The organism is Dactylosporangium vinaceum (assembly GCF_019904175.1).
Lineage (GTDB): Bacteria > Actinomycetota > Actinomycetes > Mycobacteriales > Micromonosporaceae > Dactylosporangium > Dactylosporangium vinaceum.
Genome location: NZ_CP061913.1, coordinates 8,428,793 through 8,449,874 on the forward strand (window position 1 = coordinate 8,428,793; position 21,082 = coordinate 8,449,874).

The 21,082-nt window shown below is 73.8% G+C and carries 17 protein-coding genes; 2 read left to right on the forward strand and 15 right to left on the reverse strand.

The window, feature by feature from the left end; translation table 11 throughout:
• Nucleotides 1-292 precede the first annotated feature (292 nt).
• From Dvina_RS37745 to Dvina_RS37770, 6 genes are all read right to left on the reverse strand, one after another.
• Complete coding sequence (locus tag Dvina_RS37745) at nt 293-1,882, reverse strand: ABC transporter ATP-binding protein (RefSeq protein WP_223094360.1); 1,590 nt, start codon at nt 1,880-1,882, stop codon at nt 293-295.
• Complete coding sequence (locus tag Dvina_RS37750) at nt 1,879-2,664, reverse strand: ABC transporter permease (protein WP_246655584.1); 786 nt, start codon at nt 2,662-2,664, stop codon at nt 1,879-1,881. The genes Dvina_RS37745 and Dvina_RS37750 overlap by 4 nt, the downstream gene beginning before the upstream one ends.
• Nucleotides 2,661-3,614, reverse strand: coding sequence for an ABC transporter permease (locus Dvina_RS37755; protein ID WP_223094362.1), 954 nt, complete (start codon nt 3,612-3,614; stop codon nt 2,661-2,663). The genes Dvina_RS37750 and Dvina_RS37755 overlap by 4 nt, the downstream gene beginning before the upstream one ends.
• On the reverse strand, nt 3,611-5,143 hold the full coding sequence (locus tag Dvina_RS37760) for an ABC transporter substrate-binding protein (protein ID WP_223094364.1): 1,533 nt from the start codon (nt 5,141-5,143) through the stop codon (nt 3,611-3,613). Before Dvina_RS37760 ends, Dvina_RS37755 begins: the two co-directional genes overlap by 4 nt.
• A gap of 234 nt (nt 5,144-5,377) precedes the next feature.
• A complete protein-coding gene (locus tag Dvina_RS37765; RefSeq protein ID WP_223094366.1) occupies nt 5,378-5,734 on the reverse strand; it encodes a nuclear transport factor 2 family protein in 357 nt (118 codons plus the stop codon).
• A 141-nt stretch (nt 5,735-5,875) separates the two neighbouring features.
• Entirely contained in the window at nt 5,876-6,418 is a 543-nt protein-coding gene (locus Dvina_RS37770; protein WP_223094368.1) for a DUF1697 domain-containing protein, read from the reverse strand.
• A gap of 118 nt (nt 6,419-6,536) precedes the next feature.
• On the opposite strand from Dvina_RS37770, the gene Dvina_RS37775 reads away from it, so the two are divergent.
• Nucleotides 6,537-7,349: a hypothetical protein gene (locus Dvina_RS37775; protein ID WP_223094370.1), complete on the forward strand. Its 813-nt coding sequence runs from the start codon at nt 6,537-6,539 to the stop codon at nt 7,347-7,349.
• A gap of 51 nt (nt 7,350-7,400) precedes the next feature.
• Here Dvina_RS37775 and Dvina_RS37780 read toward each other — a convergent pair whose 3' ends face one another.
• Nucleotides 7,401-8,216, reverse strand: coding sequence for a class I SAM-dependent methyltransferase (locus tag Dvina_RS37780; protein ID WP_223094372.1), 816 nt, complete (start codon nt 8,214-8,216; stop codon nt 7,401-7,403).
• Complete coding sequence (locus tag Dvina_RS37785; RefSeq protein ID WP_223094374.1) at nt 8,213-8,638, reverse strand: pyridoxamine 5'-phosphate oxidase family protein; 426 nt, start codon at nt 8,636-8,638, stop codon at nt 8,213-8,215. The genes Dvina_RS37780 and Dvina_RS37785 overlap by 4 nt, the downstream gene beginning before the upstream one ends.
• A gap of 162 nt (nt 8,639-8,800) precedes the next feature.
• Between Dvina_RS37785 and Dvina_RS37790 the strand changes: the two genes are divergently transcribed.
• The gene (locus Dvina_RS37790; RefSeq protein WP_223094376.1) at nt 8,801-9,667 is read left to right on the forward strand and encodes a sucrase ferredoxin; all 867 of its coding nucleotides are present in this window, start codon (nt 8,801-8,803) and stop codon (nt 9,665-9,667) included.
• Between the two features lie 63 nt (nt 9,668-9,730).
• Here the strand turns inward: Dvina_RS37790 and Dvina_RS37795 are convergent, their stop codons facing one another.
• The 7 genes from Dvina_RS37795 to Dvina_RS37825 form a co-directional block, all read right to left on the reverse strand.
• Nucleotides 9,731-10,588: a hypothetical protein gene (locus Dvina_RS37795; RefSeq protein WP_223094378.1), complete on the reverse strand. Its 858-nt coding sequence runs from the start codon at nt 10,586-10,588 to the stop codon at nt 9,731-9,733.
• Nucleotides 10,589-10,937: 349 nt separating this feature from the next.
• Nucleotides 10,938-11,909 (reverse strand): FkbM family methyltransferase, encoded by a 972-nt coding sequence (locus Dvina_RS37800; protein ID WP_223094380.1) that lies wholly within the window; start codon nt 11,907-11,909, stop codon nt 10,938-10,940.
• Nucleotides 11,906-15,583 carry a DUF3367 domain-containing protein gene (locus Dvina_RS37805; RefSeq protein WP_223094382.1) on the reverse strand — a complete coding sequence of 1,226 codons (3,678 nt, stop codon included), beginning with the start codon at nt 15,581-15,583 and terminating at the stop codon, nt 11,906-11,908. The genes Dvina_RS37800 and Dvina_RS37805 overlap by 4 nt, the downstream gene beginning before the upstream one ends.
• Nucleotides 15,580-16,389, reverse strand: coding sequence for a glycosyltransferase family 2 protein (locus Dvina_RS37810; protein WP_223094384.1), 810 nt, complete (start codon nt 16,387-16,389; stop codon nt 15,580-15,582). The genes Dvina_RS37805 and Dvina_RS37810 overlap by 4 nt, the downstream gene beginning before the upstream one ends.
• Nucleotides 16,386-17,474 carry a glycosyltransferase family 4 protein gene (locus tag Dvina_RS37815; RefSeq protein ID WP_223094386.1) on the reverse strand — a complete coding sequence of 363 codons (1,089 nt, stop codon included), beginning with the start codon at nt 17,472-17,474 and terminating at the stop codon, nt 16,386-16,388. The genes Dvina_RS37810 and Dvina_RS37815 overlap by 4 nt, the downstream gene beginning before the upstream one ends.
• Before the next feature lies 1 nt (nt 17,475).
• Nucleotides 17,476-19,572: a glycosyltransferase gene (locus tag Dvina_RS37820; RefSeq protein WP_223094388.1), complete on the reverse strand. Its 2,097-nt coding sequence runs from the start codon at nt 19,570-19,572 to the stop codon at nt 17,476-17,478.
• 229 nt (nt 19,573-19,801) lie between these two features.
• Nucleotides 19,802-21,001, reverse strand: a complete 1,200-nt coding sequence (locus Dvina_RS37825) for a glycosyltransferase family 87 protein (protein ID WP_223094390.1) — start codon at nt 20,999-21,001, stop codon at nt 19,802-19,804.
• Nucleotides 21,002-21,082: the final 81 nt, after the last annotated feature.

Consider the following 21,082-nt stretch of genomic DNA (forward strand, 5'->3'; position numbering starts at 1 on the left):
GCTTCAGTTGGCCGCGGCGCAGGCGGCGGCAACCGCGCTGGTCTTCACCGACTCCAGCTTGCGAACCGAGATCTTCATCATGTTTCTTCACCTCCTTCGTTCTCACGGAGGATGGCGCTGTGGTGCGGCGGTTCAGGTGTTCAGTTTCAGTTGGCCGCGGCGCAGGCGGCGGCGACCGCGCTGGTCTTCACCGACTCCAGCTTGCGAACGGAGATCTTCATCATGTGCATTCACCTCCTTCGCTTTCTCTGTGCTGGGAACAGTTTGCCTGGCGCGCACCCCGGGCTTCTGCTCACTTGTGCGCATGCCCGGAAACTGTTGTGCGCCAGGACGTCTGCGGGCCGGACGCGACCGCGCCGACCAACGAACGCGTCCAGGGATGTTGCGGGGAAACGAGAACCTCACCGACCGGGCCGCCCTCGCAGATGGCCCCGTCGAGCAGCACGAGCACCCGATCAGCCAGCCGGGCGACCACACCGAGGTCGTGCGAGACGAACAGCAGGGCCAGATCGAGCCGGTACCGCAGGTCGGCCAGCAGGCGCAGCACATCGGCCTGCACGCGGGCGTCCAGGCTCGCCGTCACCTCGTCGCAGAGCAGCACGTCGGGTCCGGCGGCCAGGGCTCTCGCGATGCCGACCCGTTGACGCTGGCCACCGGAGAGCTGCCCGGGGTAGCGCCCGGCAATCCCGTCGTCGAGGTCCACAAGGGACAGCAGACGGGTCACCTCGGCGTCGGCGGCGTCCCGGTCCAGCCCCCGCAGCCGCCGCAGCGGCCGCGTCAGGGTGGCCCGGACGGTGCGGCGCGGGTTCAGCGACAGCGAGGTGTCCTGGGCGACGAGCTGGATGCGCCGGCGCTGCTCGACCGTCCGGCCGCGCAGCGTGGGCGGCAGGGCCTGGCCGTCGAGCTCGACGGTGCCGCCGTCGGGCCGGTGGTGGCCGGTGATGGAGCGGGCGAGGGTCGTCTTGCCGGCGCCGGACAGTCCCAGCAGGGCCACGCACTCGCCGCGCCGCACCTCCAGCGAGACGCCGGCGGCGGCCACGACCGGCCGGCGCCGGCCGTGGCCGGCCGTGAGATCGCGGACCCGCAGGATCGGTGTCCCGGTCCGCGGCGGCTCCGGCGGCCCGAGCCGCCGCTCGTGGGCCTCGGTGATGTCGGGCACCGCCCGGACGAGCTCGGCCGTGTACGGGGCGCTGGGGGCGCCGAGCGTGGCCTCCCGCGGGCCGTCCTCGACGATCCGGCCCTCGCGCATCACGATCAGCCGGTCGGCCATACGGGCCACGGCCGGCAGGTCGTGGCTGATGAACACCAGGGTGATGGCCCGGTCCTGGACGAGTGCGGCGATCTGGTCCAGGACCTGACGCCGGGTCAGCGCGTCGAGGCCGGTCGTGGGCTCGTCCAGGACGAGCACGCTCGGCTCGGTGGCCAGGACCCGGGCCAGGGCGAGGCGCTGCTGCTGGCCGCCGGAGAGCTGGTGCGGAAAGCGGCGCTGGAACGCGCGGTCCGTCGGCAGCCCGACCCGGTCGAGGTGGGCCGGCACGTCGGCGCCGGCCCGCACCTCGCGCAGCTGGCCCGCCACGCGGATGGTGGGGGTGAGCGTGGACGGCGGGTCCTGCGGGAGGTAGGCGATGACGCCGCGCCGGTAGGCGCGCAGCGCCGGGCCGCTCAGCGCCGCCAGGTCCTGCCCGCCGACGCTTACCCGGCCCTCGGCGCGGCGCAGCCCCGGCCGCACCGCGCCGAGCAGGGCGAGGGCCAGGGTGGTCTTGCCGGAGCCGGACTCCCCCACGATGCCGACCCGTTCGAGGGGCCGCACCGACAGCGTCACCCCGTCCAGGACGGCGCGGGCGTTCATGTCGACAGTGGTGAGACCCTCGATCTCGATCATGCCGGGATCCGAGCGGTGAGCCGGTCCAGGGTCAGGTTGGCCGTCACGGTCAGGGCGGCCAGGGCCACCGCGGGGACGATCATCCCCCACGGCGACAGCGTCACGCCCTCGATGTTCTGGCTGATCATGGCACCCCAGTTCGGTTCGTCGGGGCCGAAGCCGAGGAAGCCGGCGGACGCGGTGATGAAGATGGCGATCGCCAGCCGGCTGCCCGCGTCGGCGAGGATCGGCCGCGCGATGTTCGGCAGGATCTCCAGGGTCATCACGGCGACCGGGCCGTCGCCGAGCCCCACGGCCTGGTCGACGTAGCCGGTGCGCACCGCCTGCCGGGTCGCGGCCCGCGCGATGCGGGACACGAACGGCACGCCCGTCGCGACGATGACCGCGACGAGTGTGGCGGCCGAGTAGCCCCAGCCGTGCAGCAGCATGAGCAGGATCAGCACGGGCGGGATGGCCAGCAGCAGGTTGTCCAGCCGGGACACCACGAAGTCGACAGGCCCGCGCAGGTATCCCGCGAGGACGCCCAGCGCGGTGCCCAGCAGCATGGTGAGCACCGTCCCGAGCACCGGCAGGACGACGAGCATCCGGCCGCCGTGCAGCAGCCGGGACCAGACGTCGCGGCCGGCGTAGTCGGCCCCCAGCGGCAGCCCGGCCCCGCGAGTGGCGTAAGGCATGGCGATGATGCGGCCGGGTTCCCCGGTGTCGAGCCACGGCCCCGCGACGGCGACGAGCACCGCCACGAGGCCGGGCAGGAGCCACAGCCACAGCAGCCGCCGCCTCACGGCGCGGTCCGCAGTCTCGGGCCGGCGAGCGTCGCCAGCAGGTCCGCGAGCAGCAGGCAGCCGACGATGACGACGGCGAGCAGCAGGCCGACGCCCTCCAGGACCGGGGTGTCGTGGTGGCGGACCGCGTCGACGAGCGTCTGCGACAGACCCGGATAGCTGAAGACGCGCTCGACGACGGCGGTGCCGCCGAAGAGCGCGCCGATCAGCCAGCCGAACGTCTGGGCACAGGCCGGCACGGTCGCCGGCAGCAGATGCCGCAGCACCACCCGCCGCTCGGGGAGGCCGGCGAGCCGGGCCGCGTCGACGTACGGCGCCGCGTCGGCGTCGATGACGGCGGCGCGCACGATCCGGCTCGCCCAGGCCGCGGCGAACAGGGTGAGGGACAGGACCGGCAGGATGAGGATTTCCGGCCGGTCCAGCGGCGTGCCGCCGAATGGCACCAGCGACACCGACGGCAGCACGCCGAGCACTGTCGAGAACAGCAGGACCAGCAGGCCCGCGGTGACGAACTGCGGGATCGACACCACCGCCACCGCGAGCGCCGACAGCAGCCGGTCGAGCCGGCTGCCCGGGCGCAGCCCGGCCGGCACGCCGATCGCGGCGGCGAGCAGCACGGTGAGCACGGTGGTGACGGCGACCAGCAGGACGGTGTCACGCAGCGGGGTGGCCACGAGCTCCCAGACCGGCCGCCGGTCGACCAGGCTGTGCCCGAGGTCGCCGTGCAGCGCGCCGAGCAGCCAGTCGGCGTACTGCTGCGGCAGGGGCCGGTCCAGGCCCAGCTCGGTCCGGGCCGCGGCGAGGTCGTCGGCTGTCACGTTGACGCCGAGCGAGGCGCCGGCGGCGTCGCCGGGCAGCACCTGCGACCCGGCGAACAGCACGATCGAGGCGGCGCCCACAGTGCCGGCCGCGGTGGCCAGCCGGCGACCCACGGCCAGGACGAGGCTCATGCCAGCTGAGCCGTTCCGAAGGTCGGCAGCAGGCCGCGTCGCTGGACGCCGCTGATGCCGGGCTTGGACGCGTCCAGCTGGTCCTGGTAGGCCCAGAGGATGTCGCCGCCGGTGTCGTAGAGCTCGTGCTGCAGCCCGTCGAACGCCGTCGCGCGGGCCTTGTCGTCGACGATGACCTGGGCCGCCTGCAGCCGGGCCCAGTAGTCGGGCCCGGTGCCCGTCACGTTGAACACCGAGTGCTGGCTCGTCACGTTGGCCAGGTGGGTCGCCGCGGGGCGGTTGGCGTAGTAGAACGTCTGGAACGGGTTCTTCGCCAGGCCGGGCAGGTCGGCGTAGAACGAGTCGACAGGCACCGGGTTGATGGTCAGCGTGACGCCGGCCTCGGCCAGCTGCTGGCCGAAGAGGCGGGTCGCGTCGAGCATGCCCGGCACGATGTCGGCGGCCCGGATGGTCAGCTGGGTCACGCCGGCCGCCTTGAGCAGCTCCCGGGCCTCGGCGATGTTCCGGGACCGGTCGCCCAGGTCGGTGGGGTATCCCGGCAGGCCCTTGCCCACCAGGTCCTGCGCCTCGGACGCCATGCCCAGCAGAGCGTTCTTCGTCAGCTGGGGGCGGTCGACGGCCAGCCGCAGTGCGCGGCGCACCCGGGGGTCGTTGAACGGGGCCAGGTTCTGGTTCATCGCGAAGCTCAGCGCGTTGGCCGTCACCGTCCCGCCCCGCTGGAGCAGGACCGCGTGGTTGCCCTTCTCCGCGGCGGCGCCGACCGCGCTGATCCCGACGACGTAGTCGGCCTCGCCGCTCTTGAGGGCGTTGAGCCGGGCGGCCGGGTCGGCGATGCGGATGAACTCCAGGCCGCGCACGCTCGGCTGCGCGCCCCAGTACGCCTCGTTCGCGGTGAGCCGCACGTTCTGCCCGTCGACGCTCTGCAGCTTGTACGGCCCGGTGCCGATACCCGCGCTGAAGTCGGTCGTGCCGTCGGGGAAGACGAGGGAGAACGTCGACAGCACGCCCTCCTTGAAGTCGCCCCGGGGCCGCTTGAGCGGGATCTCCACGGTGCGGGCGTCGAGGGCCTTCATCCCGGCGAGGTCGACGTCGGCGTAGACGGAGGCCCGGTTGCCGGGCGGCGTGGCGAGCGAGCGGATGCTGTAGACCACGTCGGCGGCCTTGACCGGCTGTCCATTGTGGAACTTGACGCCGTCGCGGAGGCGAACCGTCCACTTCGTGGCGTCGGCGTTGGGCTCCGCGGACTCGGCCAGCACGAACAGGTACTTGTCGTTGTCCAGGGACATCAGCCCCTCGTAGAGGTGGTACGCGACCATGCTGCTGGTGCCCTGGCCGACCGAGCGGGGGTCGACACCGATGCCCTTGGTCGGGTCGGTGGACGCGATCCGCAGCCGTTCGGCGGCCTTGGGCGCGGCGGGGGCGTTGTCGCTGCTGCAGCCGGCCACCACCTCGGCGCCGGCGGCGGCGATCACGGTGGCGCCGGTGGCCTTGAGGAATGCGCGCCGGTCCAGGCGCGGGGTCTTGGACATGTCGATGGCTCCCGGTCTCGCAGGTGGACGGTCGCCGGGCGCGGACGCACAGGTCCTCACGGCCGGCGGACCGGGCCCCTCGGGCCCGGTGCTTCCACCTACGAGCCTGGCAGCCGAAAATCGGGCTGCCTGCTCAAATCTGAGCGGGCCTCACCATCACGGGAACGGGATTGCACAAAGCTCGCCCGCAAGCGGTCTGCTTGCGGGCGAGTGGCCTCGGCATGCGCCCTGCGGTCACGCCCACCAGTCCCGGACGCCGCCCTCGTCGCAGCCGAACTGGCGCCAGATCTTGTCGTCCTTGATCACGTAGGCGCCGAAGGCGACGATCTCCTCGCCCTTCACCCGCATCGTGGTCCGCGTCATGATCATGTCCTCGGAGTGGACGTACTCGTCGACCCGGACGAACTCCATCTCCAGGCCCTCGTACTGCTTGAGCAGGTCGCGGGCGGCCTCGCGCCCCTTGATGACGCCCTGGAAGCGCAGCGACTCGATCTCGGGGTGGTAGGTGTCCATCAGCGCGTCCATGTCGCCGGTCATCAGACACTCGATCTGCTTGGCGAAGACGGGGTGAAGGTCGGTCATCTGCAGCATGCTCTACTCCCTGGCCGCTTGTGCGTCGCGGCCGGAGACCCGGCCGCACTGCCACTCTGGCCGCGCGAGGGGGGCGAGGTCTGCTCACTATCGCGCAGCCGGCCCGGTCAGGTCATGCAGTCAGGTCGTGCAGTCCCGCGCTCATGCGCCGAGCATCGCGGCCAGCTTGGTGACGGTGTTCCAGTTGCGTGCGGTCACGGTGACCTTCAGCCGCTTCTCGACCTGCGGCCCGACCATCGGGGCGTCGGAGACGCCGTCGGGGCACCACTGGTAGATCACCCGGTCGCCGAGGACGATCCGCTCCGGGTCGAGCGTCGCGGGGTCGAACTCCGCGAGCAGCGCCGGTGCCGGGACGTCGGACAGGAAGTGCGCCATCATCCGCGACCCGTTGGTGGCCACCTCGGCGAGCGGGTGCCCGTCGATGACCGCGCGCAGCTCGGGACCGGTACGCACCAGGCATCGCACGGTCATCCCCAGCTCGTCCTGGATCGCCTGCTCGATCCGCGCCGCCACCTGATCGGGCGCGGCGTCGTCGGCGCAGGTGAACACCGCGTTGCCGCTCTGCAGCAGCGTGGCCACATCGGTGAAGCCCAGCGAGGTCAGCAGCTTGCGCAGGTCGGCCATGGCGACCTTCTTGTTGCCGCCGACGTTGATGCCCTTCAGCAGTACCGCATAGCCGGCCACGACCGCATCTCCCCTCCGAAGCGGCCCACCTGCTCAATTCTGACCAGGCCGGTGAGCCGTAGGACCTGACGATATACCCACGATCTCCAGCGCTCTCGCCACCGAAAGGACCGAGCCGATGACGACGCCCGACTCATACCACGTGCTGCGCAAGTCGGACAGCGGCGGGCTCATCCTCGCCGCCGACTTCGCCGCCACCGGCCGCACCACCGCCACGTTCCACGACCTGGTCGACCTCCTGGAGGCCGACCACACCATCTGGGAGACCGCGCCCCTGCCGTACGGCACCGAGCCCGGCAAGACCGGCACGGACCAGGTCGACCGTTGGGAGCGCGACGTCCGCGACAGCGGGCTGCCCGTGCATGCGGTCATCGGCTTCTGCGGCGGCGGTGTCTACGCCGCCGCCCTGACCGAGCGGGTCGCGGCCTGGCAGGAGGCCCCCCGCCTCATTCTGCTCGACCCCGGCATCGTCAAGCGCACCATGCTTGTGGAGCACGTGGAGGGCCTCCTGCGCCGCCTCGGCGGCACGTTCACCCCGCAGCTGCTGGCCGAGGCGACGGCGGCCCTGCGCACGGCGGACGAGACGGCCGCCGATCCCCTCCAGCTGGCGGCAAACCTCGCCGCGTGGTGCAACGACGTGATCGTGCCGGGACTGCGGCGTGCCTTCCACAGCGCCCAGGCCAGCACCGACTTCGTCCAGCTCATCGTCGGCTACCTGCACTGGCTCGGCGGCGCCGCGACGCTCGACCCGCGGGCGCGGTGGCGCACCGCGACGGCGCTCAACTCCGCCAGCCTCAACTTCGGCCTGCACCTGGCCTCGCCGGAGGAGCGACCCACGCTCGTGGGCAGCGCCACCTACTACGACGTCCAGCACGGCGACCTGATGCGCACGCCTGAGATCGGCCAGGCCGTCGACGCGCTGCTGGCCTGACAGTGCACGCGAAGGAGGGCGGGCCGGCCGGCCCGCCCTCCTTCGCTTGTTCTAGCGCTCGCCGAACGTATATCGGATCCGGTGCGACAGGCGGATCACGCCGTCGGCCGCCCGGAACTCCCGCAGCCGCTCGGCGGCGGCGGCGCGGACCCGCGGCCGGTCCTCGGGCGCCAGCCGCTCCCAGGTGGCGCGCTGCCCGTGGGACCAGGACCACTCGTACCACTGATCGACGTCGGCGAAGGCCACGTCGAGGTCGAACGCCTCGGTCCGCACCTTGCGGAACCCGGCGGCGGTGAACAGCCCCTCGACGCCCTCGTCGGTCGCGAACGGGCTCGGCGCGGCGAAGGCCGGCACCGGCAGGTACGGCCGGAACACGTCCTGCAGCCAGCCCGCCCCGGACTCGGCGAAGGTCGACACTCCCAGCCGGCCGCCGGGGACCAGCAGCTGGTGCCAGGCGCGCAGGGCGGCCACCGGCGCGGGCAGGAAGAACAGCACGAACGAGGCGGCGGCCACGTCACAGGAGCCGGGCGGCAACGCCGGCGCGCCGGCGTCGTCGACCAGGACGTCCACATTGGCCAGCCCGCGGGCCCGCGCGTCGGCGAGGGTCGCGGCGACCATGCGCGGTGCCAGGTCGATGCCCGTCACCCGCCCGGCCGGGCCGACCGCGTCGGCGAGCGCGAACAGCGCCGCCCCGCGCCCGCAGCCGATGTCCAGCGCCCGCTGCCCGGCCGCCGGCCCGAGCCGGGCGACCAGCTCACGCGCGATCGGCTGGAACCACGACACACCGACGCTGTCGTAGGTGTCGGCGACCCGGTCGAAGACGGCGGCGACCCGGGCCCGGCGCTCGGCCGCCCGCAGCACGCTCATCGTGCACCCCAGGCCGGCCGGGCGGCGTTGTCGAGGGTGCTGCGGATGCTCAGCGGCCGCAGCTGGAGCATGACCCGCCGCTGCGGCACCGGTGCGCGGTACGGCACACCGCGGTACCGCTGCGAAAGCCTGTCGATGTGTGCCCCGGCCCCGTCCTCGGTGCTGCACACCAGCTCGGTCTCGGCGTGGACCACCTTGTGCATGTCGTCCGGGGCGATCAGCAGCAGCGAGGCGAGGCCGTCGCGCTCGAGGTGCTCCAGCCAGCGCGCACCCCGCCAGCTGTTGAGCCAGAAGTGCCCGTCGCGGTACTCGTACCAGGCCGGGTTCATCTTCACCCGGCCGTCGCGCCGTCGCGTGCCCACCACGACCGGCATGACCTCGGCCAGGAAGGCCGCCGTCGCCTCGCTGATCTGCTCGACCATGCCACCACGATGGCTTGCGGCCGGGGTCTGCGCAGCTCAATTGTGCGCAGCCGCCACCCTCACACCGTCCTACCTTCGAGCTGCACGCGCGACGATCCCGGCCCATCGACGACAAGGTGACCACGTGTGGCAGGGGGCGAAGCGACAGCTGATAGGAGTCGTATGAGTACGCAGGTGCGGCCGGCGGCGTCCTGGGACCGGGGCTGCCCGACCGCGTGCACCCGGCTGTCGCTGGACCGCGGCGAGCAACTGAGTCTGCCCGGGCCGCCGGTCACCGGCTGGGTTCTGCTGCAGCTGCCCGGGCCGTGGGGGCCGCAAGCCGCCGGTGACAGCCCCGCCGTGCCCGAGGCGCTGCGCGCCGCCGCCCGGGACCGGGGTCTGCGCCTCGGCCTCATCCGCCGTCACGGCCAGCGGCCGTCCGGCCCTCGGCTGCGGGCCTTCCTGGCCTCGCCGAACGGGCCCGAGCCGATCCTGGAGCAGCTGCCGCTCGACGATGCGCTGCGCCTGCCGCCCCGCGCGCTGGACGCGGTCGCCGCCGGCGCTCCCAGCGGGCTCGGGACGATCATCGACCGGCCCATCTTCCTGGCCTGCACACACGGCCGCCGGGACGCCTGCTGCGCCCGTCTGGGCCGGCCGGTGGCCCAGGCGCTCGCCGCCGTCGCGGCCGACCGCACCTGGGAGAGCACCCACATCGGCGGCTGCCGGTTCGCCGCAAACGTGGTGAGCCTGCCCTCCGGTGTCTACTACGGACGGTTGTCGCCGCAGGACGCGGCGGCCGTGGTCGCGGCGAGCGACACCGGCCGGATCGCCGTGCCGTGGTACCGCGGGACCGCCGGGCTGCCGGCCGCCGCCCGGTCCGCCGACGCGTTCCTTCGCCGCTTCACCGGGCTCAGCGGCCGCGACGAGATCCACATGGTCGGCTCTCGCGGCCTCCCCGGCGGCCTCGAAGAGGTCGAGTTCGCCACGCCCCGGGGCCGCTTCGTGCTGCGCCTGCGGCAGCACGACGTCGTCTCGATGACGGTCCGCTGACATCGGCGCGTCCGCGGCCGCCCGGACGGTGGGCCGGCGATCGGTCCGCCGGCCCACCACCGCTCAGCTGTTCAACAGGGCGTAGACGTCGGCCGGCATCTCTTTGATCACCCCGGTGGGCTTCGCGACCGGCTTCTGCGCGCTGTAACCGGTTACATCAATGGCCCACGTTCCCGCCGGGAAAGTCTCCGTCGCCGGCATTGCCAGCTCGAGGTGCGCGAGCCGGCCCTTGTCGTCCAGCCGGGCGGTGAACGGCACCGACTTCGCCGCATTGCCCATGATCGTGACTTCGCGGGCCGGATAGCCGATCGTGTTCCCGGCCCGGCTCAGGTCCACCGTGCCGGTGATCTGCCGGGCGTCGCCGCCGGCCGTCAGCACCGCCGCGAACAGCTTCGTCACGCCTGTCACATCGGGGTCGCTCAGGTCGGGTCCGAGCCGGTCGTCCTTGATCCGGCTCAGGTCGGTGTGCATCCACGTCTTGCCGTCGAACAGCACCTTCGCGTGCCGCAGGCCGTCGGCGACGGGCTTCATCTGCGCGCCGCCGGCCTCGATGTCGGCCAGTTCCCGGTCGATGTCGGCCGGGTTGACGGCCAGGCGCAGCCAGTGATCGGCGCCGACCGTGCGCAGCTCCGAGGACCCGTTGTCGTCGCGGTTGCGTGACGTGATCGTCGAGCTCCGGCTGGGCAGGTGCACGACGCCCTCGGTGTGCGCGGCCGGTGTGTCCGAGGTGAACGCGTAGTCACCGGCCGCCAGCCCTGACGCGGCGGCGGCCAGCGCGGCCCTGGGGTCGGCCGCCGAGGCCGACGCCGACCCGGCCGGCTCCGGGCCGGACACCGTCTTGTCGCCGCCACAGGCGGTCAAGGCCAGCGCGGCAACCCCGGCGACGACGATCGTGAGGAGTGGATCTCGGTGCTTCTTCATGCCCGGAACCCTAGGCAGCATCCACCCGGCCGGCGGCCGAGCCCCGGCCCGTCCCGCATCCCGGTAGCCCGCGCGGGAGCGACAAGGCCCTGAACCGTTCGATCGCCTCCGACGGTCACGGGCGTCGAGCCGAAACGCATGGTCCGATCGGGCCCTTACCGTTCAGTTGGATGCCGGCGGTCCTCGCACTTTCGCCATGCCGTAGGCCGTCACGGTCGAGGTCGGAACCCGGGCTCGTCCGGTTGAATGCACATGACCGGCGCGGCGGCACGTGGCACCCGCCGGGTGTCGTCGCCCACCGCAGCACGGCAGCCGCCGCGCCGGCCTCGCTGCGCGCGCGACGCGGGCTTCAGGCGCCGCGCTCGACCCGTGCGCCCGTGACCGGCCCGGTCCGGTCCGGGCGCCGGTGCGCCTCGATGATCTCCAGGTGGGCCGGGTCGACCGCGGCGACCAGATTGAGGTTGACCCGGCGGCCGGCGTACGTCGTGAGCTGCTCGCGGGTGCAGGGCCACAGCCGCCGGCGCGGCTCGTCGATCACCAGGACGTGCCGATACTCGGCGAAGATGAGGTCGAGGAGCTCACTCGGCGCGAAGCCCGCGTTGCGCAGGTGCTCGGGCACGAACTCCACGAGCAGCGTCGGGCGGCATTCGCGCAGCACCCGGGCCGCGCCGCGCAGGACGAATCCGTCGAAGCCCTCGACGTCGATCTTCAGCAGGTCCACCGCCGACCCGGCGCCGAAATGCTCCGACAGCGTGGTGACCGGCACCGGCAGCGAGCCGCGGCCACCGCCGACCACTGCGGCGGCGAGCGAGTGGTTGCCGGCGCCCGACGCCAGGTGGATGACCGTCGACCCGGGCACCTCCCCCACCGCCGACGGCTCCACGGCGACCCGGTGGGCGCAGCCGTTCTGCGCGAGGTTGCGCCGTAGCAGTTCCAGGTTCGCCGGCACCGGCTCGAAGGCGGTCAGTCGTCCGCCGGGCGGCAGGCGCACCGCCCCGGCGCAGGTGTAGATGCCGATATTGGCGCCGACGTCCACGACGGCGATGCTCGCGGCGGCAAGCCGTTCGAACAGGTCCAGCTCGATCGACTCGTAGAAGCCGCCGAGCAGGCCCGCCGTGAAGACGTGATCGTCGGGCGGCAAGGTCAGCCGCAGGCCGCGGAAGTCCACCGTGCGTTCCTGCCCGCCCAGGGCCGCCGCCACGGTCTTTCGGTAGGCCCATCCAACAAGCGCCAGCCGTTGCGCCGGCGTGTTGGCCAGCACCCGGCGGGCCAGCTTGATCGCGGCGAGCGGCGCTCGATGCCGCAGCTTCGGCAACGTCATTGCGCCACCTCTCTCGTCGGGCGCCGGGCGGCGCCGGGACCGGGCCGGCGACGGTGCCACCCGCGCGCCACGAACGGGCCGGCGAGGAGCGCGATCACCGCCAGGACGGCCAGCATCGAGGTGAGCGACGCCAGCATGCTCCAGCGGCTGGGCGCGTAGGTCAGCGTGAGGTCGGCATCGCCGGTGCCACTGATCAGCCAGCCGTTGGCGTAGCCGGAGACCATCAGATGCCGCGCCGACCAGCCCGGCGGCAGACCCGTCACCTGCCAGCCGGGCGCGTACGACTCGGGCAGGACAAGCGTGAACCGGCCCGCCGCGGCTCGGACCTCGGCCCGGTAGCGCGATGGTGACACGCTCGTCGTCACCACCCTCGGCCCGGCCGGTGCCGCCTCGCCGGCGGGAACGATCCGCACCGTGACCAGCGCGACCCGGGCGACGGTGACGTCGCGGTACGCCATCCGGCTCGCCACCATGCCTGTCGCATCGGCGAACACCTGCGGCGTCAGGCTTGTCGTGCCGCTCGGCACCCGTACCAGTGCCGTCATGGTCTGCCAGGCGCCGCTGCGGGTAAGCGGCGGGGTGGCGGCACACCGCCCGGCCGGCCCCTGCATCAGGCAGACCTTTGGCGTCTGGCCGAAGTCGCTGCGGTAGCCGGCGACGAACCGGTAGGTCGCACCCGGGATCACCGGCACGGGGGTGAGCTGGGCGCACCGGCCGGACGTCGGCGCTTCGAGCTGGAGCGTGCCATCCGGCTGGAGCGGGATGCGGTGCCCGTCCGGGCGCCAGCCGGGCGCGGCGGCGGGATCGGCGCAGTCGGCGTACTCGGCGTCGGGGGCGGCCCCCACGACGGACCGGCGCACGGACATCGTGTGCCGGCCGGCGGACAGGGACACCGCCGACGACGGCGCCGTCGCGGGCAGGACGGCCGATCCGGCCGCGCGCAGCGGCGTCACCTCGAGGTCGCGGAACTCGGCCGACCCGGCTCCGCCCGCCGACTCGGCCCAGAGGTACAGACGGGCCGCGATCACGTCCGGCCGCAGCCGGGTGACGGCGCTGTACTGCGCCCATCCGGGCCCGCTCGGCCGGGCCGGCAGCGGTGCGCAGCGGGCGGGGCCGTCCTGCCAGAGGCACACCCCGGCCGTCGCGCCGCCGGCGGTGCGGACCTGGAACCGGACCCGGTAGACCCCCGCGTCCGTGAGCCGGACCGCGGCCGCCGCACAGACCCGACCAGTGCGCACGGGCAGCCGTAGCGGGCTCCCGGCGGCCGGCCGCTCGAGATCGCCGACCGGATCACCCGGGTCGCCGGTGCAGTCGGCGGCGGTGCGCAGCGGCCCCGCCAGCCCCGCGCCGGGCGCCGTCGCCCAGGCCGTCACCGTGGTACCGGACCCGGCGACGAGCGCGTCGTCGGCCGGCAGTGCGTGCAGTACTCCGTCGGCCTCGAGCCCTACGACGTCGGCGAGGGCGACGGGTACCTGGACCGGCGGCCGGCCCGGCACGGGTGCCCCGTCGACGGCGACGCTGTCGGCATCGGTGAGCGTCAGCCGGCCGTCGGCCGCGCGGACCCGGTAGGCGGCCTCCGCATCGGGCCGCTCGAGCCGGTACCGGCCGGCCGCCGCCAGGGTGAAGACGAGATCGGCCGGGTCCGCGCTGACGCCGGTGAACGCGTCGACCGGCTGGCCGGGATCGGCGGTGACCGCCTCGTCGGCGGGCAGCGCCGCCACCGCCCGGGCGAGCGTGCCGGCGTCCGGTGCCCGCAGCCCGCTCAGCCGGCCCGGCGCGGACACCGTCCCGGCGCTCGACACGTGGTACAGCGTGGCCACCCCGAAGCGGCGCATCGTCCCGCCGGCGTCGGCCCCCAGGGCGACAAGCGCGGCGTCGAGCCGGTCCGGGTCGGCGCTGAGCCGCCCCTCGTAGGAGGTCGACACCAGGTCGTGCCGGACGACGACGGTGTCGACGCCGAGCGCTCGCAGCGCGCCGCGCCACGTCGGCTCGTCGTGCGTGAGCAGCGCCTCCTGGGCCGCGACGAGCAACTCCTTCACCACGGGGAGGTCGTCGAAGTACCCGCCGGGCAGCAGGTGCAGCGTCGGCCGGTCGAGCAGCTGGGCCGGTATCGCGTCCACGCCCCGGTACCCCCAGTCGGTCGTCACCATGTAGTGGCTCAGGTTGACCGGCAGCGTGAGCACCTTGCCCGTGCCGGGTGCCGCGTTGACCTCGGCGGCCAGCTCGTACCAGCCGTCCGGAATCAGCACCCGCGATCCGGGCATCCCGCCGTGCGCCCGCTCCGGCAGCGCTGAGCCGGTCCACATCGGCGACGGGTACGCCAGCGCGCCCAGCACCGCCCCAGCGACGATCACCCGCGGCGCGACCCCCAGCAGGCGCGGCGGCACCCGGCCGAACACCGGATGGCCGCGCAGCCAGGGGGCCGTCGCGAGCCTCGGCGCGAGCGCGACGGCGCGGTCGATCGCGAGCGCCGCCAGCGACGTGTAGATGAGAACCGTCGGCACGCCGAGCTTGCTGGCCGGGTCGCGGATCAGCCACATGCCGGGAACGTGGTCGTACAGCCACAGGTTCACACCGCCCACCCGGGCGGACCGGACGCCTGTCGACAGGAACAGCAGGACCAGCCCGACACCGGCCACCAGCCACGCGGCCCGCCGCCGACGGCCAGGTGCGAGCAGCACGCCGGCCAGGGCCAGCAGCGGGAGCAGCCAGTGCAGCTTCACGCGCAGGCCGCCGCCCAGCGACCGGGCGTAGGGAAACAGGTCGGCGAGGTTCCAGGCCCAGTTGGCGTTCAGCGTCACGACGTTGGCCGTGCTGTTGCGGGCATGGGTCCATGCCCAGTCGCGCACGTCGGTCACCGCGGAGAACGCCAGGCCGGCCGGCGAGAGCAGCTGGTGCGCGAACGGCAGGATCCACCACAGGTTGAGCAGCAGCACCCACGGCGCCGCCCGGACCAGCAGCCGGCCCGCGCGGTGCAGCGCCGCCCGGCCACCGACCAGCCCGGCCGCGGCCGGGACGAACAGGACGGTCAGGATCGCCATCAGCAGCCACGGCGGGTTGAGCGCGACGTACGACGCCGGCAGGGTGGCCGCGGCGAAGGCCACCGGCCGGACCGGACGCCCCGCCGCCGCGCGGACGGCCATTCCCGCCAGGAGCCCCGTCAGTCCGATGGTCAGCGGCGGCAGCGGGTTGGGCAGCCACACCAGCAGGTACACGTTGAAGGCGGCGAGCAGGCCGGCCGCGCCCACCGCCGCCGGCCGGCGCACCCACCCTCCGGCCAGGTAGGCGGCGCCGAACGTGCACAGCCCGAAGCACAGCGCGTAGAGCACCCATTGTGCGGCGGGCGCGCCCAGGCCGAGGCGGGCCGAACCACGCAGCAGGAGCACCTCGACCAACTGCAGGCTCGCCGTCGAGGTGGATCCGGCGCCGGTCGCCTGGTGGCTCCACGAACCGCCGACCTCCGCGGTCAGGCTGTCGCGGACGAATGGCGCGATGTCGCCGTTGGCGACGAACCGGCCCCGGGAGAACCAGGTAAGGGTGGCCAGGACGGTGATCACGACAGGTATCTCGTACGCCACGAACGCGAACCGCCGGACCAGCCGGCGTCGTGGCGGGCCGGGCAGCGGCAGCGGCTCCACGCCGGCCCGGCCGGGCAGGGTGATCACGCCGCTCACGGCCGCACCCGTCCCTCGGACGCGCCCAGCGCCAGGCCGCTCCACTCGAACGCCTTGAGCAGCAGCAGCCCGGCGAAGTGGTGCGGGGCGCGAAGCGCCAGCAGCGGGTGCGCCAGCAGCGCGGGCCGGCCGAGCGGACGCGGCGCGGCCGAGCGGGCCTGCCGGTAGCGTGGCAGCCAGCGGCCGTAGTAGCGCTTCTTGCGAAACGCACGGCGCAGGCCTACGCGGCCCTCGTCGTGTAGGACGAGCGACGCGACCCGACCGATCCCGTAGCCCGCCGCCCGGACCCGGTCGGGCAGCTCCCAGTCCTCGAAGGCGGTGAGATGCTCGTCGTACCCGCCGAGGTCGAGCAGGACGCGGCGGGGAAAGGCCCGGGCCGCCTCCACCCGGCCGTCGCCGAGGTACAGCCGCTTCTCCAGGGCGCGGCACTGCGCCAGGAAGCCCTGGCCGAACGCGAGCTCCGGCAGGACCAGCGCGCCGATGCCCGGCTCGGCTTGGAAGGCGGCCAGGACGTCGGCGAGCACCGTGTCGGTCAGCACCATGTCGGCGTCGATGAAGACGACGTACTCGCCGCCGCTCATCCGCCAGCCGTGGTTGCGCTGCGCGCTGCGCTCGGGGCCGGCGACGACGACGGCGTCCGCGTGCCGCCGGGCGATGTCCCGGGTCGTGTCGCCGGAGTGGTTGTCCACGACGATCAGTTCGACGTTGCGGTACGTCTGCGCGCGAACGCTCGCCAGGCAGCGCTCCAGCGTCCGCTCCGCGTCGCGGGTCGGCACCACCACGCAGACGCGCGGGCCGGTGGTCATCGGGCCTCCCAGGAATGGCGGGCGCCGTCGCCGGCGATGATCTGGTCCAGGACCGCCGCGGCGACGGTGTCCCAGTCGGCCGCCCCGCCGCGCCATCCGTGCCGGGCCGAGGCGGCGGTCCAGGCGGGCAGGCCGCGTTCCAGGGCGGCGGCCAACGCGGCCGGGGTCGGCTCGACGAGCACACCGCCGGCGGCCGGGACGGAGTCACGCAGTCCGGGACGGTCGTAGCCGACCGTCGGGGTACCCATGGCGGCCGCCTCGTCCACCACCAGCCCCCACCCCTCCCGGACCGAGGTCACCACCAGCACGTGGGCCCGGGCCAGCAGCTCGTCGCGCTCGGCCCGGCCGACCCGGCCGAACAGCGTCACGCCGGGTCCCGCGGCAGCGGCAAGCGCCGCCCGCTGCGGCCCGTCGCCGATGAACCACATCTGCGCGGCCGGCACCCGGGCCCGGAGCCGGTGGAAGGCGGCGAGGGCCGCCAGCGGCCGTTTGTTGCCGGCCAGCCGGCCCAGGAACACCACTGTCGGCTCCGCCTCGCGGGACACGTCCGGCCGCGGCCGGTGCACGACGCCCGCGGGCACGACGGTGACGTCGCGCAGGCCGTATCGGCGAAGCGAGTCGCGGCTGGACGCCGAGACCGTCAACACCCGCACGTCGCGGTAGCGCCGCAGCCACGCCGGCTCCAGGACGTAGCGGCCGAGCAGCGCCACCGGCAGCGGCATCTCGTAGCGCCAGATCTCCCGGCAGACCTGGTGGATCAGGGCCACGACCGGGGTCGGGCCGGCCCACGCGGGACAGCCGAACGGCCGCGTGTTCACCTCGTCGACGACGACGTCGAACCGGCCGGAGCCGGCGCCGCGGTAGTAGTCGCGAGCCGCACCGTAGACCCCCATCCGGCTGCCCCGGCGCACCACGCGGACGCCGTCGACGTCCTCGGTCGACGGGGCGCCGTCGACGGCCGCGCAGCACAGCGTCACCTCGTGCCCGGCCGCGACCCAGCGCCGGGCGATCTCGTGGGTGTAGACCTCGGCGCCGCCGGCCCGCGGGTGCCGCAGGTCCTTCCAGTTGCAGACCAGGATGCGCATGTCAGCGGACCTCGCTCAGCGCCGGCCGCAGCGGCCCGTCGGCGCGGTTGACGGCCGACGCCCCGGACGGGCGCGGATACCGGGTCGGCATACGCAACCGCCAGGCCAGCCGTACGGTGTCGCCGAGCATCCGCACCACCGCGCCGGGGGTCACGGTGGTGCGATCCACCCGGTACAGGCTGATCGGCGCGGCCAGGATGCGGCGGTACCCCAGCCGGCTGGCCAGGGCCAGGATCTCGACGTCGAGTACGAAGCGCTGCTCCACGCAGTAGGGCAGGATGTCGGCGATCAGCTCACGCCGGAAGACCTTCAGGCCGACCTGCGTGTCGCGGACGGGCAGGGACGGGAACAGCACCTGGATCAGCAGCCTGTACCCAGCCGAGCACATGTTGCGCGTCCACGAGGCGTCGGCGTCGACAGTCGTCAGCGGGTGACTCTTGTCCCCGACCACACCGTCCGGCGCGTAGAGCTCGACCAGCCGCACGAACGAGCGCCACAGCCGCGGGTCGAGGTCGCCGTCGGCGCCGATGAACCCGAGGTACCGGCCGCGGCCGGCCAGCAGGCCACGGCGCAGTGCCGCGCCCTTGCCCTGGTGCACGGGCAGCGCCAGGCATCGCACCGTCGGCCCGAGAGAGCCGATGCGGCTGCCGCTGCCGTCCGAAGAGCCGTCGTCGACCGCGATGATCTCGTAGCTGATGCCACACCCGCGCAGCTCGTCGCGCAGGTGCAGCAGGTTGGCGCGCAGCGCTGGGCCCGGGTTGTAGTACGGCACGACGACGGTCAGGTCCACGCCCTCGTCGGTGGCCATCGGCGCACCCGCGCCGGCACGCGCGACGGCCGGCGGGATGTCGCGCAGGGCCGCCCACGTCGCGGCGGCGAGCGGCAGTACGGCCGCCGGGAGCATGACGACCGCGAGGGCCAGCGGGCTGCCGTGCCAGATCGCGGCACCGGCGGCCGCCACCGGCAGGCCGAGCCAGGCGGCCCCGGCACCGAACCGCGATCGCGCGATGTTGTACTGCACCACGACCCACAGCAGGCCGATTCCGAACGTGCCGACGGCCATGACCGCCATCACCGGTACCGGCACCTGGAAGGTCCGGCCGAAGACCAGCGGCACCAGCCACGGGCTCAGGACGGTCAGCGCGGTCATCGCGGGACCCAGGATGGCCGCCGCGGCGAGCAGCGCCCGGATGAGCAGGCGGCGGGAGCGGGCCGTGTCGAGCGCAGCGAATGCCGGCAGCAGGGCCATGGAGATCGCGTGCGGCCCGTACAGCGCACCGTGCAGCGCCGTCGCCGCCGCGGAGTACCGCCCCGCGACCACGGGATCGAGCAGCTGGCGCGCGGCGATCGTGTCGACACCGGTCAGCAGCCACAGGCCCGAGTAAGCCAGGACCCCTGTCGCGGCCGTCCCGGCGCCCAGCCGCAGCGACACCGCGGCCGAGGTGTCCGAGCGAGGCCGCCGGCTGGCCCGATACAGCGCGAACGCCTGCACCGAGTCGGCCGCGACCGAAGCGGCGACCGCCCCGCAGACGCCGAACCCGGCCTCGATGAACAGCACCGCGACGCCGAGACGCACCACTGTCGAGCCGACCGCGACGACGCCGACGACGCCGAATCGCCGCCGGCCGCACAGCAGGCCCCAGGGCACCACGGTGGCGGCGAGTGGCAGGCAGTACAACGACAGCAGCAGCGCCGGCCAGATCGAGTCGAGCCGCAGGGCGCGCATCAGCAGCGGCGACGCCAGGGCCAGCAGGCCGGTGCCGAGCGCCCCGAGGGCGAGCGCCCGGCCGAGCAGCACCCGCCCGTCGGCCTGCCGCCCCGACTCGGCCAGCCGCGCGGTGCGGGTCGTCACCAGCGACTGCAGCCCACTGGCGGGCACGGTCAGCAGCGTGATGAACACCAGGAGCGAGCCGAAGACACCGTAGCTCGCCGGCCCGAGCAGCCGGCTGACCACGACGTGGAAGCAGAAGTTCCCGCCGCCGGCCACGGCGAGCGCGAGCATGAACGCCAGGCCACCGGCGCGGGTCGCCGACCGGCCGGGAAGCCCGGGCGGCGCGGGACGGCCCCCGATGTCGTCGACTGCGGCCTTTCCGGCCATGATCCCCCCTGAGACTTCGATGAAGATGTGCGCTCACCGCCGGACCGTCGGGCGCCTCGGCGGCACACGGTGCCGCCCCGGACGGTGCGGTCCAAACCCGGCAGATCGCCATGAGCCGAAGGGCGGGGTCGCCGGGTGCCGACCGGTCCGCGGCCCCATCACCGGCAGCCTGCGAGCCGTATCCCGGGGTTCCCGCGAAGCTCGTCGCTGCCCCGCCGGGTGCGCGAGCTCAGACCGGCGACGTGGCGACCGCGGCCGGCAGCGGCTCGCGGGCAGTCGGCTGCACGGGCAGCACCGGCGGCGGCGCCGGTTCGCCCCGCCATGTCCGCAGCAGCAGCAGGGCGCCGGCAACCGCCATCCAGGCGAGCGGTTTGGCGGCCTGCCGGTAGCCCGCATGACCGCCGTCGAGGAAGTCCACACCAATGAACTGCAGCGGGCGCACCAGCGGCACCAGCGCGACCCAGAACCAGACCGAACGCGCGACCGAGCCGCGCACCGGCGCGCTCGCGACGAGGGGCAGCAGGACGATCAGCGGGTAGTAGCCGAACGCGGGCGTGCCGGCCAGGAACGTGCCGATCATGACTATCGCCGACGTGTCGACGAGGCGCAGCCGCTCGTCGCCACCGGTGCGCCAGCGCCGCGTCGCCGCGGCGACCGTGGCGGCGACCACCGCGATCCGGACCATCGCCAGCGCTACGCCGTCGATGCCGATGCGCGGCAGCATGGCGGCCAGCGACGAGTCGTACGGCCGCGCGAAGTCGTCCTGGCCGCCGAGCAGGAACGGCACGGTGCGGGTGAAGAACAGGGCCGGCTCCGGCAGCAGCGGCGTCACGATCGCGCAGATCGCGATCGGAATGCCGGCCGCCACGCCCAACGCCCGCCACTGCCGGGCGAGGAGGAAGATCAGGCCGATCGGCACCAGCATCGGCTTGACGGCGATCGACACCCCGATCACCACGCCGGCGGCGATCCACCTCCCGCGCCCCATCAGCAGCAGGGCAACCGCCATCAGCGCCGCCACCGGCGCCGTCCAGTTGCCCAGTTCGACAACGCTGACTGTGGGGGTGAACAGCGCGAACGCGGCTACGCCGGCCACGCCGAGCCAGGAGCGCAGGCCGGAGCCGAACATCCGCAGCGCTGCCCACCAGCCGAGCAGCAGCAGGGCCGCCAGCCCCCAGGGGAACAGTCGCTCCAGCCACCGGTCCGACAGCGGAGTCAGCAGCAGCACGAACGGCACGCTCGACGGCGGGTACAGGAACCGTTCGGACTCGTACGGCGAGACACCGTCGTACAGGCGGCGGACCGCGTCGACCACCAACCGGTTGTCCATGCTGTGCATCGGGCCGTACAGCGAGATGCGTACCAGTTCCTGGACCAGGAGCGCATAGGCACCTGCGAGAGCGACCCGGGGCGCTCGGCTCGTGAGCATGGCGAGACCGTAGCCATCGCCCGGGTGAGCGTGCCGGGTGAGTTTGCGTCTCACCCCGGCCGTCGACCGGCGGCGTCAGGT